The 13,950-nt window shown below is 69.9% G+C and carries 12 protein-coding genes; 4 read left to right on the top strand and 8 right to left on the bottom strand.

What is annotated here, in order from left to right; translation table 11 throughout:
• Window positions 1-8 precede the first annotated feature (8 nt).
• The 4 genes from SBI80_RS22735 to SBI80_RS22750 are packed head-to-tail and all read right to left on the bottom strand — an operon-like array spanning window position 9 to window position 3,717.
• Window positions 9-860 carry a CDP-alcohol phosphatidyltransferase family protein gene (locus SBI80_RS22735; RefSeq protein WP_318977104.1) on the bottom strand — a complete coding sequence of 284 codons (852 nt, stop codon included), beginning with the start codon at window positions 858-860 and terminating at the stop codon, window positions 9-11.
• The gene (locus SBI80_RS22740) at window positions 857-1,570 is read right to left on the bottom strand and encodes a phosphatidylserine decarboxylase (protein ID WP_318977105.1); all 714 of its coding nucleotides are present in this window, start codon (window positions 1,568-1,570) and stop codon (window positions 857-859) included. The genes SBI80_RS22735 and SBI80_RS22740 overlap by 4 nt, the downstream gene beginning before the upstream one ends.
• Before the next feature lie 21 nt (window positions 1,571-1,591).
• Window positions 1,592-2,797 (bottom strand): molybdopterin molybdotransferase MoeA, encoded by a 1,206-nt coding sequence (gene moeA / locus SBI80_RS22745; protein WP_318977106.1) that lies wholly within the window; start codon window positions 2,795-2,797, stop codon window positions 1,592-1,594.
• Window positions 2,794-3,717: an SDR family NAD(P)-dependent oxidoreductase gene (locus tag SBI80_RS22750; RefSeq protein WP_318977107.1), complete on the bottom strand. Its 924-nt coding sequence runs from the start codon at window positions 3,715-3,717 to the stop codon at window positions 2,794-2,796. The genes moeA and SBI80_RS22750 overlap by 4 nt, the downstream gene beginning before the upstream one ends.
• A gap of 122 nt (window positions 3,718-3,839) precedes the next feature.
• Here SBI80_RS22750 and SBI80_RS22755 point away from each other — a divergent pair, with 122 nt between their 5' ends.
• Together SBI80_RS22755 and SBI80_RS22760 are read left to right on the top strand one after the other, a co-directional pair.
• Window positions 3,840-4,649: an HAD-IIA family hydrolase gene (locus SBI80_RS22755; protein ID WP_318977108.1), complete on the top strand. Its 810-nt coding sequence runs from the start codon at window positions 3,840-3,842 to the stop codon at window positions 4,647-4,649.
• Between the two features lie 145 nt (window positions 4,650-4,794).
• Entirely contained in the window at window positions 4,795-6,138 is a 1,344-nt protein-coding gene (locus tag SBI80_RS22760) for an NAD(P)/FAD-dependent oxidoreductase (protein WP_318977109.1), read from the top strand.
• On the opposite strand, the gene SBI80_RS22765 is transcribed toward SBI80_RS22760, so the two are convergent.
• Both SBI80_RS22765 and SBI80_RS22770 read right to left on the bottom strand, forming a co-directional pair.
• Entirely contained in the window at window positions 6,128-7,231 is a 1,104-nt protein-coding gene (locus SBI80_RS22765; protein ID WP_318977110.1) for a helix-turn-helix transcriptional regulator, read from the bottom strand. The genes SBI80_RS22760 and SBI80_RS22765 overlap by 11 nt on opposite strands.
• Window positions 7,232-7,342: 111 nt before the next feature.
• Complete coding sequence (locus SBI80_RS22770; RefSeq protein WP_318977111.1) at window positions 7,343-7,831, bottom strand: Type 1 glutamine amidotransferase-like domain-containing protein; 489 nt, start codon at window positions 7,829-7,831, stop codon at window positions 7,343-7,345.
• A 356-nt stretch (window positions 7,832-8,187) separates the two neighbouring features.
• On the opposite strand from SBI80_RS22770, the gene SBI80_RS22775 reads away from it, so the two are divergent.
• Window positions 8,188-8,487 (top strand): thiamine-binding protein, encoded by a 300-nt coding sequence (locus SBI80_RS22775; protein ID WP_318977112.1) that lies wholly within the window; start codon window positions 8,188-8,190, stop codon window positions 8,485-8,487.
• A gap of 14 nt (window positions 8,488-8,501) precedes the next feature.
• On the opposite strand, the gene SBI80_RS22780 is transcribed toward SBI80_RS22775, so the two are convergent.
• Window positions 8,502-10,202 (bottom strand): DEAD/DEAH box helicase, encoded by a 1,701-nt coding sequence (locus tag SBI80_RS22780; protein ID WP_318977113.1) that lies wholly within the window; start codon window positions 10,200-10,202, stop codon window positions 8,502-8,504.
• Between the two features lie 200 nt (window positions 10,203-10,402).
• Here SBI80_RS22780 and SBI80_RS22785 point away from each other — a divergent pair, with 200 nt between their 5' ends.
• The gene (locus tag SBI80_RS22785; protein ID WP_318977114.1) at window positions 10,403-12,988 is read left to right on the top strand and encodes an excinuclease ABC subunit UvrA; all 2,586 of its coding nucleotides are present in this window, start codon (window positions 10,403-10,405) and stop codon (window positions 12,986-12,988) included.
• Here SBI80_RS22785 and SBI80_RS22790 read toward each other — a convergent pair.
• Complete coding sequence (locus SBI80_RS22790) at window positions 12,969-13,859, bottom strand: SDR family NAD(P)-dependent oxidoreductase (RefSeq protein WP_318977115.1); 891 nt, start codon at window positions 13,857-13,859, stop codon at window positions 12,969-12,971. The genes SBI80_RS22785 and SBI80_RS22790 overlap by 20 nt on opposite strands.
• Window positions 13,860-13,950 lie beyond the last annotated feature (91 nt).

The following is a 13,950-nucleotide window of genomic DNA, read 5'->3' on the forward strand; positions in this document are numbered from 1 at the left end:
GGTCACGGCTAGTTCCGCGGGCCTGGCCTGCGCAGTCCGAGCCGGGCCACCGAACGCCGGCTCGGTGCGGCTCGCCGCGCGGCCCGCCGGACCGCCCGGCGCTGTTGGGGTTTGACGTCCCAGGCCTCGGGACGGGCCGCGACCCAGCGTTGACTGCGGACGGTGAACGGGATGATGACGAGGTAGCCCGCGATGATCAGCAGCACCAGCACGTAGGGGAACAGCAGCAGTCCCGCGGCGGCCGCCGCGACCAGGATCAGCAAGATCGGGGCCGCGTTCGGCGGCACCGAGATGGCCTTGAGCGCGAGCGTCGGGACCCGGCTGACGAGCAGTGCGGCGTTGGCGGCCAGCCACGCGCAGACGAACCACTGCGACGTCCACCAGCCCTGGCCGAACTGCATCATGGCGACCAGCGGGCCGATCGAACCGACGGCACCGCACGGCGCGGGCATGCCGGTGAAGAACTCGCGGGTGTAGGCGGGGCGGGTGTCGTCGTCCAGCAGCGCGTTGAACCGGGCCAGCCGCAACACCACGCAGACGGCGTAGAGCAGCACGAAGATCCAGCCGACCTGCGAATGCTGCAGCATCGTCACGTAGATGACCAGCGCCGGCGCGACGCCGAAGTTCACCGCGTCGGCCAGCGAGTCGATCTCGGCACCCATCCGGGACTGGGCGTTCAGCGCGCGGGCGATGCCGCCGTCGATACCGTCGAGGACCGCGGCTGCGCCGATCAGTGCCAGCGAGATCCACGGCTTCGCGTCGAGGGCGAACTTGATCGAGGTCAGCCCGGCGCAGATGGCGAGCACCGTGGTCGCGCTGGGCAGGATGCGCAGGCCGCGCTTGCTGGTGGGGGCGTTCACCGCAGCTCCGCGAGCACCGTCTCGCCTGCGATGGCCCGCTGGCCGATCTCGACGAGTACCCGGGAGCTCTCGGGTACGTAGGTGTCCAGGCGGGAGCCGAACCGGATCAGCCCATAGGTCTCGCCGAGGGCGACCTCGTCGCCGGCACTCGCGGTGCACACGATGCGGCGGGCCACCAGGCCGGCGATCTGGACCGCGGCGACGTCGACGCCTCCTGGCGTGCGGAACCACACGCTGTTGCACTCGTTGACCTCGCTGGCCTCGTCGCGTTCGGCCGAGACGAACTTGCCGGGCCGGTACTTGACCGTCACGACCTCGCCGGCCACCGGTGCGCGTTGTACGTGCGCATCGAATACCGACAGGAAGATGCTGATCCTGGTCATCGGCACGTCGGGCATGTCCAGCGCCGTCGGCGGGCGGACCCGTTCGATCAGCGTGACGCGGCCGTCGGCGGGCGCGACCACCACGCCGGGCCGGGTCGGCGGGACCCGCGGCGGGTGACGGAAGAACAGCGCACACGCACTCGCCGCGGTCAACCCGGTGTTGCGCACCCACCGGTGCCGGTGACCGACGGCGGCCAAGCCGAGGCCTCCGGCGATGAACGGCAGGCCGGCGGCGTGCACGGGAGGGACGGTGGAACGGACCAGCGAAACGAATCGGGAGATCTCGGATTCGTCGGCGGCATCGGCGGATCGCGCAGGTCTGGCCATGAGGCCTCAGATTCTACGGTGCTAGCCGAGGTCCCATGCCCGCACCTGGGCACCGGCCGCCAACTCGGTGACGTCCTCGCCGATCTCCAGCAGGCAGTTCGCCGAGGCCAGCCACCGCAGGTGATGCGACGCGGGCGGCCCGTAACTGGTGACGGTCCCGGCGTCCCGATCCAGCACCCCGCGGCGGAACTGCCGCTTGCCGCGCGGTGAGGTCAGATCCTCCAACAGCGTGGCCTCCAGCCGCGGCCGGTCCGGATGCGGAAGGCCCATCGCGGCCCGCAGCGGACCCCGCAGGAAGACCTCGAACGACACCAGCGCGCTGACGGGATTGCCGGGCAGCGTGACGATCGGCGTGCCCGCGACACGGCCGGCACCCTGCGGCATGCCGGGTTGCATGGCGACCTTGACGAACTCCACGTGCTCGGCGAGGGAATCCTTGACCACCTCGTAGGCGCCGGCGCTGACTCCGCCGGTGGTGATGATCAGATCGGCGTCCCCGGCGTGCGCCCGCAGCGCGGCCAGGAAGGCGTCGACGTCGTCGGAGGTCATCGACGACGTCGCGACGTCGGCCCCCGCGTCGCGCACCGCGGCCGCCAGCATCACGCCGTTGGACTCGTAGATCTGGCCGGGCTGCAGGGGGGTGCCGGGAGTGACCAACTCCGATCCGGTCGACATCACCAGAACCCGTTGCCGCGCAACCACGGTCAGCGTCGCCAGGCCGAGTGCTGCGGCCAGCCCGAGTGATGCAGGGGTGAGCAGCTGACCGGCCCGCAGCACCGTCGTGCCCGCGGTGACGTCCTCGCCGGCGCGGCGCACGTGCTGGCCGGGCCTGGCGCCCGCGAGGACGGTCACCTCCGGGGCGGCGTGCGCGAAGTCGGCGTCGGTGGCCTCGACGGGCACCACCGCGGTCGCGCCTGCGGGCAGCGGCGCGCCGGTCATGATGCGGTGCGCCGTGCCGGGCGCGAGCACCAGCGCGTCAGTGCGGCCCGCCGGAATATCCTCTGCGACCGGCAGTTTCACCGGATGGTCGGCGGAGGCGGACGCCACGTCCTCGGCGTGCACGGCGTAGCCGTCCATCGCAGAGTTGTCGAAACCGGGCAGTGAGAGCGGTGCGACGACGTCCGCGGCGAGCACCAGGCCGAGCGCGTCGCCGATCGGAACCTCGGCCGGCGGCCGCGCGGCGATCAGGCCGGCGACGACCCGCTGGTGCTCCTCGACGGTCCTCATACTCCGAACGTGACCCCGGTGAGCTCCTCGGAGACCGCCCACAACCGCCGCTGCACGTCCTGGTCGTGGGACTGCTTGCTCGACTGCACCAGCACCGGATGCCCACGCAGCTCGCGGAATCCGTCGGGACCGTAGTACTGCCCGCCCCTGACGGCGGGATCGGTCGCCGCGCGCAGGCTAGCCAGCGCACCCACCTCGGCGCTGTTGGTGACCAGACCGGCGAGCTGGCGGAAGCCGGGCAGCCCGGAGCCTGGGACGTGCCGCACGAGCTCGGTGTTGGAGATGCCAGGGTGCGCGGCGACGGCGATCGTCGGGGCGCCCTTGGCGGCCAGGCGGCGGTTGAGCTCGTAGGTGAACATCAGGTTGGCCAGCTTGGACTGGCCGTAGGCGGCGACCCGGTTGTAGCCGTGCTCCCACTGCAGATCGTCGAAGTGGATGGCGGCCTGGATGGTGTGGGCGATGCTGGCGACGGCGACGACCCGCGACCCCTCGACCGGCAGCATGTTCTCCAGCAGCAGGCCGGTCAGTGCGAACGCCCCGAGGTGGTTGGTGCCGAACTGGAGCTCGAAGCCGTCCTTGGTGAGCTGCTTGGGTGGATACATCACGCCGGCGTTGTTGATCAGCAGGTCGATGTGGGGGTACGCGTCCTTGATCTCGGCGGCCGCCGCGCGGACTGACTGCAGGGAGCTGACGTCGAGGGGTTGCACGGTGACGTCGGCGCGGGGCACCTGGCCGGTCAGCTTCGCTGCGGCGGCGTTGCCCTTCTCGACGTCGCGCACGGCCAGTACGACGCGGGCCCCGCGGGAGGCCAGGACGACGGCGGTCTCGTAACCCAGGCCGGTGTTGGAGCCGGTGACCACCGCGACGCGGCCCGACTGATCGCCGACGTCGGCGGCTGTCCACTTGGTGCTGGCGCTCATGGCCACGACCATACTCAGGGCAATCGTGGCACCGGCCGACCCCTGGAGCCCGCCGAGCGCGACGGGCGCACTCCCGGCGGGCCCGAGTTGCGCTGAAGATCAGGCCGTTTAACCTCGGCACCATGGCAATCGGTGGGGTCCTGTTCGACATCGATGGCGTCCTGGTGACTTCCTGGGAGCCCATCGCCGGCGCCGCCGACACGTTGCAGGTGTTGGCCGACCATCAGATCGCCAGGACCTACCTGACCAACACCACCACCAAGACGCGCGCCCAGATCGCCGAACTGCTCAGTGATGCAGGCATGGACGTGACGGCCGACGAGGTGATCACCGCTGCGGTGCTCACCGCCGACTACGTCAGGGACCGCTATCCCGAGGCCAGGTGCTTCCTGGTCAACAGCGGTCAGATCGCCGAGGACATGCCGGGCATCGACATCGTCTATGCCCGCGACGCCGGCTCGAATCCGGACACCCCGGACGTCGTGCTCCTCGGTGGGGCGGGCTCGGAGTACGACCACGTCACGCTGAGCCGGGTCTACGACTGGATGGCTCAGGGCGTGCCCGTGGTGGCGATGCACCGCAGTACGGCCTGGAACACCGCCGCGGGGCTGCGCATCGACACGGGCATGTACCTCATCGGCATGGAGGAGACCTCGGGCCGCAAGGCCACGGCCGTCGGAAAGCCGGCCCCGGAGGGTTTCCTCGCGGCGGCTGGCCGGCTCGGTGTCGACCCCGAGGAGATGTACGTCGTCGGTGACGACCTCAACAACGACGTGCTCGCGGGCCAGGTCGTCGGCATGACCGGAGTGCTGGTGCGCACGGGCAAGTTCCGGCAGGACACGTTGGATCGTTGGGCTGCAGACGAATTCGCGATGCAACCCAATTACGTCATCGACTCGGTCGCCGACCTGCCACGGCTGCTGGACCTCTAACCGCCCAAGAAGATCATCCGTTCGGATGACGTAAGGCGCGCCGGCTCCTGGTTGATTGACCCTCGAGGGCCGAGCGGGGGTTCGGCCGTGATGGGGGTATGCCGTGGTCAGGATCGCCGAACACGCCGTCGTTCTCGGAGCAAGCATGGGTGGGCTGTTCGCCGCCCGGGCATTCTGCGAGTTCTACGACCGCGTCACCGTCGTCGAACGAGACGTGCTGATGGCCGACGCTCGGGCTCGGCGCGGTGTCCCGCAGGGGCGCCAGCCGCACGTCCTGCTTGCCCGCTGCGGCGAGATCGCGGAGGAGCTGTTTCCTGGCATCCTCGACGAACTGGTGGCCGAGGGCGCCCACCGGTGGGATGACGGTGACCTGACCCGGTTCGACGCCGTGTTCGGCGGTCATCGCATCGTCCGAACGGGTGTCATCCCCGATCCGAGGTCGCTGGTCAACTATTACGCGAGCCGGCCGCTCATCGAGGGCCACGTCCGGCGCCGGGTTCGGAAGCTGACCAACGTGGGGGTACTCGACGGTCATCAGATCGTGGAACTGCGGCCCAGGGATGGCCGCATCGGGAAGGTCGCCGTGCGCCGGTTGGACGACGGGGCGCAGGCCACGCTCGACGCGCAGCTGGTGGTCGACGCCACCGGCCGCGGCTCGCGAACGCCGGCGCTGCTTGCCGCGCTCGGGTACCGCCGGCCCACCGAGGAGGAGCTGGCGGTACGCGTCGCCTACGCGAGCATGCCGATCCGCATCCCGGAGGGCAGGGTGCACGAGCACGCGATCTTCCGGTTGTTCCAACCCGGCCTTCCCCGGGGTTTCGTGATGTTCCGGTGTGAACGCGACGAATGGATGGTGGGCGTCGGCACCCTGGGTGCCATCGAGCCTCCTGCGACCCCCGGCGAGCTGTTCGACTTCGCCGAGGGGCTGGCTCCGCCCCACGCGCTGGCCGCCGCGCGGGCGGCCGAACCGCTGGCCGACGTCGGCATCCACCGCTTCCCCGCGAGCCGCTGGCGGCGTTACGACAAGCTCGACCGAATGCCACGGGGGCTGATCGTGCTCGGGGACGCGGTGTGCAGTTTCAATCCGATCTATGGCCAAGGCATGACGGTGGCCGCGATCGAGGCGACGATCCTGCGGGATTGTCTACGGCGCGGAGACGACGGGCTGGCCCGGCGCTTCCACCGCGCCGCGGCGAAGAAGATCAGGATCGCCTGGCAGACCGCGGTCGGCTCCGATCTGGCCTTGCCCGAGGTGGCGGGCCCGCGGCCGCTCTCGATGCGGGTGACGAACTCACTGGTGGATCGGGTGCTGACCGCCGCCGAGTCGGATCCGTTCGTGGCGCAGGAGTTCATGCGGGTCACCGGAATGCTGCAGCCGCCCAGTCGAATGATGCTGCCCTCCTTCGTCTTTCACGTCGCGCGGGCAGGTCGCCGCAGTGCCGTTCGGCCTGCGCCGCAGTCGGTCGGAACCGGCTCGGTCACGGGGTGATCGACAGCAGGAGCCGGACCAACTCGGCCTGGCGGTGCGTGTCGGTCTTGTCGAAGATGCGCTGCAGGTGCGTCTTGACCGTCGCCAGCGACAGCGACAGCTCGTCGGAGATGGGCTTGAGGCCGTCGCCCCGCATGACGCGCAGCGCCACCTCGGATTCGGCGCGCGTCAGGCCGTAGAGCCGGGCCAGGAGCTCGCGGCGTGGCTCGAGCCGGCGCGCCGGGTCGACCACGATCACCAGGGCGCGCGGTTCGTGACCGTCGTCGGCCGAGCGGAAAGGCACGACGTGGACGACGTAGGGCCGTCTTCCCTCGCTTCGGCGGCACAGCAGTGAACTTCCGTGACGTACACCAGTACCATTGCTGCCCAATGCATTCGAGATGGCTCGCTGGAGTTCGACGTCGAGTGAGGGTATTCCGAAGCCGAGGTGGCTCCACCGCACCCGGGGTCCGTCGCCCGCGGTGACGATGTCCTCGGCGACCCGGTTGGCGTGGGTGACGGCCGAACCCGTTCCGACCACGAAGACCCCGTGCCGCATGTTGTCGACTGCCTCGGCGGCATCGCGCGCCGCGTGTTGCAACCCCTCCAGGTGCGCCTGCGTGCGGAGGGCCTGCTGCAGGTGGGGGACGAGATGACCGACGACGGTGAGCCGTTCTGGCGTGGCGAAGGCCTCGTCCCGGTGCTGCGCGGCCACCAGGAACATGGTGGACTGCTCCCCGTCGGTGAGGCGGACGAAGATGCCGTCGTCCATGTGGTGCGGCCGCATCCAGCCATGGTTGAACTCCGACCGCGGGTCGCGGGCGATGAGGCTGAGGCCGGAGCGCAGGGCGCCGACGGGGCCGTGCTCGACGGCTTCGAGGACGTAGTCGAATTCCCGGTAGTACTCGAGGTAGGCTGCGCGAGCCTCGGGGGCGATGTCGGCGTTCTTGATGTCGCGGCCGTTCTCGTCGGCAATGATCAACGCCCCGCTGATGCCGCCAAGGGCATCTCGGACGTCCGACAGTGCGGGGACCCAGTGGTCCGGTGTGACCGCAGCGGCGTGGATCCCCGACACCAGGCGGGAGTACTCGTCGAGGGTGACCAACCTGGCCATCGCAACCCCTTGCTGCGTGCGCCGACCCGTCGTCGACCTGCCCGCAGGAAGACGATCTCAAGATCAAGTCAGACAAAGATCGGCCCGATTGTCAAGGGGTCCAACGGCTCTTCACGCACGCACGACGTCGAGTGGCGTCTCCTCCACCTCGCCGCGATCGTTGCGACCGACGAAATACGCTTGTGCGCCCTCGATTTCGTAGTAGGCGCTAGCAAACTCTTTGTCGCGGTAAAGAATTCCTGTTCCGTCGTCGGTGGCGTAACCGGGTGAGAGGGTTCCGTCGCCGATTAGACGGTGGTACAGCGGCCGGCGCTGGGCCTCGGAGTCGTAATGCACGCCGTTGGAATACGGTAGGAAACCCAGCGCATTGGTTACGGGCTGCAAACGTGGACCGAAGGAATCGGTGGTCCCGCCGCTGTGCCAACAGATGGAACCGGCGGAGACGCCGGTCAGCACCACCCCGGCCTCCCAGGCCGCCCGCATCGCGAGGTCGACTCCGTGCAGCCGCCACAGCGCCAACAGTGCGGCGACGCTGCCCCCGCCCACCCAGATGACGTCCTGGGCCAGCAGGTGAGCCTCGATGTCCTCGACGTTGGGCATCGGCACCACCGACAGGTGGCTGGCCCGCCACCCCTCGCAGCTGGGCCGCCTCGTAGAGGGCGTGCAGCCCGGCGGGGTCGTCTCCCTGGGCCGTCGCGACGAAGCAGATCCGCGGAGCCCGCCCCGTCACGCCGGCCAGGTCGACGGCGAGCTCCGACAGGGGACTGAACTCCCAGCGGGTGCGCGACCCCTCGCGCAGCCCGCCGCTGGTGGCCAAGATCGTGCGGGTGCTCGTCATGGTGTCGACGCTAGCCCAAAGCCGTTGCCCCACTGCTACCTCCGCGAGCCTGGGGGCTACGTTGTCCCAGTCGAGTCCGTCTCGGCAGACCAGCAACTCACGACGATCGGAGTGCAGTGTGATCGTGGCATTCAGCCTCAGCCCCTCGGGCGGTGACGAGACCGGCGGCGTCAGCGCCGCCGTTGCCGAGGCAGTCCGGGTGGTCCGCTCGTCGGGGCTGCCGAACGAGACCAACGCGATGTTCACCAACGTCGAGGGCGAGTGGGACGAGGTGATGGCGGTGGTCAAGCGCGCCGTCGACGCCGTTGCGGCAGCTTCGCCGCGGGTGTCGCTGGTGCTCAAGGCCGACATCCGTCCCGGCTACACCGGCCAGCTGACCGCCAAGGTGGAACGGATCGAGCAGGCGCTGCGCGACTGATCCGCGCGGCGACGTCAGGCCCGCAGTGAACGAACGGCTTCGATGCGGGCGGCCAGCTGATCGGAGTTGGCCGCGGCGACGACCGGACCGCCGCAGATCCGGCGCAGCTCGTTGTGGATCCAGCCGTGTGGTTTGCCGGTGCGGTGGTGGGCGAGCGTCACCAAGGCGTTGAGTTCCTTGCGCAGATCGCGGAGCTGGCCGTGCGTCGTGCCCGCCACCGGCACGGTGCCACCCGCCGCCGTCCGGCGCTCCAACTGCTCGTCCTGCCTGCGCCGCAACAGATCTCGCATCTGCGTGGCATCCAGCAGACCGGGGATGCCGAGGTAGTCGGCCTCCTCGTCACTGCCTGCGGGGGTGGCCGTGCCGAACGAGGAGCCGTCGAAGATCACCTGATCCAATTCGGCTTCGGCGCCCAGCATTTCGAAGCCGTTGTCCATCTCGTCGCGCTCGGACTTCTCCTTCGCGGCGTCGGCGAGCGCGTCGTCGTCCCACTCGCCCTGGGATTCCCGATGCGGTTTGCCCAGGACGTGGTTGCGCTGGGCCTCCATCTCACTGGCCAGCTGCAGCAGGTTGGGAACCGACGGCAGGAAGATGCTCGCAGTCTCACCGGGGCGCCGCGACCGCACGTAGCGGCCGATCGCCTGGGCGAAGAACAGTGGCGTCGAGGCGCTGGTGGCGTACACGCCCACCGACAACCGGGGCACGTCGACGCCCTCGGACACCATGCGCACCGCCACCAACCAGCGGGTGTCGCTCTCCGAGTACTGGGTGATGCGGTCCGACGACCCGGGATCGTCGGACAGCACCAGCGTCGGAGCCTCACCGGTGAGTTTGGTCAGCAGACCGGCATACGCGCGCGCCGCCGTCTGGTCCGAGGCGATGATCATCCCGCCGGCGTCGGGGACGTGCTGGCGCTTCTGCTGTAGCCGCTTGTCGGCCGCGGCGATCACGGCGGGCATCCACTCACCCGCCGGGTTGAGCGCCGTCCGCCAGGCGCGGGCGGTCTGCTCGGCGTTGAGCGGTTCGCCGAGGCGCGCCGCGTGCTCCTCGCCGGCGCTGTCGCGCCAGCGGGACTCGCCCGAGTAGGCCAGGAAGACCACCGGGCGGACGACACCGTCGGCAAGCGCGTCGGCGTAACCGTAGGTGTGGTCGGCCTTCGAGCGCTGCAGCCCGTCGTCGCCGCGCTCGTAGGTGACGAACGGGATCGGACTGTCGTCGCTGCGGAACGGCGTACCGGTCAGCGCCAGGCGCCGGGTTGCATCGTCGAACGCCTCGCGGACGGCGTCGCCCCAGCTCTTGGCGTCACCGCCGTGGTGGATCTCGTCGAAGACCACGAGGGTCTTGCGATTCTCGGTGCGCACCCGGTGCCGTCCCGGGTGGCTGGCCACCTGGGCGTAGGTGACGACCACGCCGTGGTACTCGTCGGAGTTCTGCGCCGACGAGTTGCTGAACTTCGGGTCCAGGGAGATGCCGATGCGCGCGGCCGCCTGAGCCCACTGGATCTTGAGGTGCTCGGTGGGCACCACGATGGTGATGCGTTCGACCGTGCCGTCGGCCAGCAACTCACCGGCGATGCGAAGCGCAAAGGTGGTCTTGCCGGCTCCTGGGGTCGCGACAGCCAGGAAGTCGCGGGGTCGGGCGGCGAGGTACTTCACCATCGCCCGACGCTGCCAGCCCCGCAAAGCCTGGGTGCTGGGCGCTACGTAACCCCGCACCCTAAGACTCCTATCTGGTCGAAGGGCAGTCTAGGGCAAGGGGTTACGTGATCGCATATCCGCCGGGCGTGTCTCGGTGGCGGGCAAACGTGTCGCTCCGTGATACGCCGCGGGGGGTTCTCGCCGAATCCGCAGTTGGCCCGGTGAGGGCATCGGGGGCGCGAGCGTCGAGCAAATCACCGGCGGCGCACAATGATGCCATGGCCCCACCCGGTACGGACGATCCAGACGGCGAACCGAGAGACGCCTTCGTCCGTGTCCTCGGCTCGCGTGTGCACAACCTGCGAGCCGTCGACGTCGCCGCGCCGCGGGATGCGCTCGTCGCGTTCACCGGCATATCGGGGTCGGGCAAGTCGTCGCTGGCGTTCGGCACGATCTACGCCGAGGCGCAGCGCCGTTACTTCGAATCGGTGGCGCCCTACGCGCGCCGGCTGCTGCTGCCCGCCGGCGCGCCGAAGGTCGACGACATCATCGGGCTGCCCCCGGCGGTGGCGTTGCAGCAGCGCCGCGGATCGGCGTCGTCGCGCTCCTCGGTCGGTACCGTCACCACCCTGTCCAACCTCCTGCGCATGCTGTTCTCACGGGCTGGCACGTTCCCGCCCGGCTTCACCGAACGCCTCGACTCCGATGCCTTCTCCCCGAATACCGCAGTCGGCGCCTGTCCCGAATGTCATGGACTGGGCCGCATCCACCGGGTCACCGAGGACACGTTGGTCCCCGATCCGTCGCTGACGATCCGGGAGGGCGCGGTCGCCGCCTGGCCGGGGGCGTGGCAGGGCCAGAACCTGCGCGACATCCTCATCACGCTCGGCTACGACATCGACAAGCCCTGGCGCAAGCTGCCGAAGAAGGCCAGGGACTGGATCCTGTTCACCGAGGAGCAGCCCACCGTCGAGATCCACCCGAACCGCGCCGCCGTCACGGCCGAGTACACCTACAACGGGACGTTCTCCAGCGCCGAGCGCCACGTCCGCCACACCCTGGCCAACTCGCAGAGTGCGATGATGCGCCGTCGGGTGCTGAAGTTCGTCGACAGCGTCGACTGCCCGGTCTGCGGCGGGTCCGGTCTGCGCCCCGAGGCACTGGCCGTGACGTTCGCGGGTGCGAACATCGCCGAGTTGGTGGCCCTGCCACTGGCCGAGCTGGCCGACGTGCTGCGCCCGACCGCTACCCGCACCGAGTTCGAGGCCGCCTACGAGTCCACCGAGTCCGGCGAGCTGACCGAGGTGGCCACGATGATCGCCGCGGATCTGGTGGCCCGCATCCAGGTGCTGATCGACCTCGGTTTGGGCTACCTGGCGCTGAACCGTCGCACCCCGACCGTGTCGCCCGGTGAACTGCAGCGGTTGCGGTTGGCCACCCAGCTGCGGGCGGGCTTGTTCGGCGTCCTGTACGTGCTCGACGAACCGTCGGCCGGCTTGCATCCCGCCGACGCCGAGCCCCTGCTCGACGTGCTCGACCGGTTGCGGCGGGCGGGCAATTCGTTGTTCGTCGTCGAACACGACATGGACGTCGTGCGCCGGGCGGACTGGATCGTCGACGTCGGGCCCGGTGCGGGTGAACTCGGCGGGGAGGTGCTCTACAGCGGTCCGGTCGCGGGCCTGGCCGACGTGCCTCGGTCGGTGACGCGCTCGTATCTGTTCGACGAGACCGCGCCGTCGGCCCGGACCCCGCGCCGCCCGTCGGGCACGCTGGCGTTGCGCGGCATCGACTTCCACAATCTGCGGGGGCTGCACGTCGACCTGCCGCTTGGGGTCTACACCGCCGTCACCGGGGTGTCCGGGTCCGGCAAGTCGACGCTCGTCTACAAGGTGCTCGGCGACGTCGTCCGGCGCCACCTCGGCGGTGAGCCCGCCGAACCCGAGCCGGACGGCGACGAGCCGGACGTCGCGATCGCCGACCTCGACCAGGACGCCAGCCTCGGCGTGAGCGCCGAGGGCGTCGACGGGATCGACCGGCTGGTCGCCGTCGACCAGAAGCCGATCGGCCGCACGCCCCGCTCGACGCTGGCGACCTACACCGGACTGTTCGACGTCGTCAGGAAGGTGTTCGCGGCGACTCCCGAGGCCCGCGAGCGCGGCTGGACCGCAGGCAGATTCTCCTTCAACGTCGCCGAGGGTCGCTGCGCGACGTGCCAGGGTGAGGGCTTCGTCGCCGTCGAGCTGCTGTTCCTGCCCGGCACCTACGGCACGTGCCCGACCTGTCACGGCGCCCGCTTCGACGACGACACGCTGACGGTGCGGTACCGGGGCCGCTCCATCGCCGACATCCTCGCGATGACGGTCGACGAGGCCGCGGAGTTCTTCGCCGACGTCGCGGGCGCGGCGCGCAGCCTGACCACGCTGCAGGAGGTCGGATTGGGCTATCTGCGGCTCGGCCAGCCCGCGACCGAGCTATCCGGCGGGGAGGCCCAGCGCATCAAGCTGGCCTCCGAACTGCAGCGGCCCCGGCGCGGCCACACCATGTACGTACTCGACGAACCGACCACCGGTTTGCATCCCCGCGACGTCGACCTGCTCGACCGCCAGCTGCACCGCCTCGTCGACGCGGGCAATACGGTCGTGGTGGCCGAGCACGACATGCGGCTGGTGGCCGGCGTGGACTGGGTGATCGACCTGGGCCCCGGCGCTGGTGACGCAGGCGGCCGGGTGGTCGCGGCGGGTCCGCCCGCCGAGGTGGCGTCGTCACCGGACAGCCGGACGGCGCCGTATCTGGCGGCGCGGCTCCCCGACTACTCGACGACGCTGCGGCGTCAGTCCGCCGCGATCACGCGAGCGGGAAGCTGACTCCGGTCAGCTCCTCGGACACGCTCCACAGTCGCCTCGCCACCGCGGTGTCGTGCGACCGGCGGCTGGACGCGACGACCTTCGGGTAGCCGCGCATCTCGGCGAATCCACCGGGGCCCAGGTACTGGCCACCCGACACGTGCGGGTCGGTGGCCGCGCGCAGCGTCGGGAGTGCGCCGGTCTCGGTGTCCTGCTCCAGCGGCCGGAAGACCAGTTGGACCAGCCCGGGCAGGTAGCGGGAGAGCTCGGAGCTCGACCCGCCGGGATGAGCGGCCACGGCGGTCGTGTTCGTACCCGTCAGGCGGCGCTGTAGTTCGTAGGTGAACAGCAAATTGGCCAGCTTCGACTGGCCGTAGGCGGCCATCCGGTTGTAGCGCCGGTCGGACTGGAGGTCGTCGAATCGGATGCGACCCATGCGGTGGCCGATGCTGCTGACGGTGACCACCCGGGAACCGGGAGTCTGCAGCAGGCGGTCTACCAACAGGCCCGTCAGTGCGAAGTGACCGAGATGGTTGGTGCCGAACTGCAGTTCGAAGCCGTCCCTGGTGGTCGACTTGGGCGTCATCATCACGCCTGCGTTGTTGACCAGAAGGTCGATGCGATCGTCGGCCCGCAGTTGCTCGGCCGCCTCCCGGACCGACGTCAGCGAGGTCAGGTCGAGCTCCTGCACCGTGACGTCGGAGCCGGGGTAGCGCCTGGTGATGAGGTCGGCGGCGGCCTTGCCCTTGTCGAGGTTGCGCACGGCCAGCACGACGCGAGCGCCGCGGCCGGCGAGCGCGGTGGCCGTCTCATAGCCCAGCCCGGTGTTGGCCCCGGTGACGACGGCGGTACGGCCGGTCTGGTCGGGAATGTCGGCAATCGTCCAATTCATCGAAGCTCTCCCTGGGTACGATCGAAGCGGAACGCCCGCTCCGGTTGTCTCCGACTATACGGAACGCGCGCCCCGTTTTGTCAACGAAGGG

The sequence above is a fragment of the Mycolicibacterium sichuanense genome (genome assembly GCF_033741125.1).
Classification (GTDB): domain Bacteria; phylum Actinomycetota; class Actinomycetes; order Mycobacteriales; family Mycobacteriaceae; genus Mycobacterium.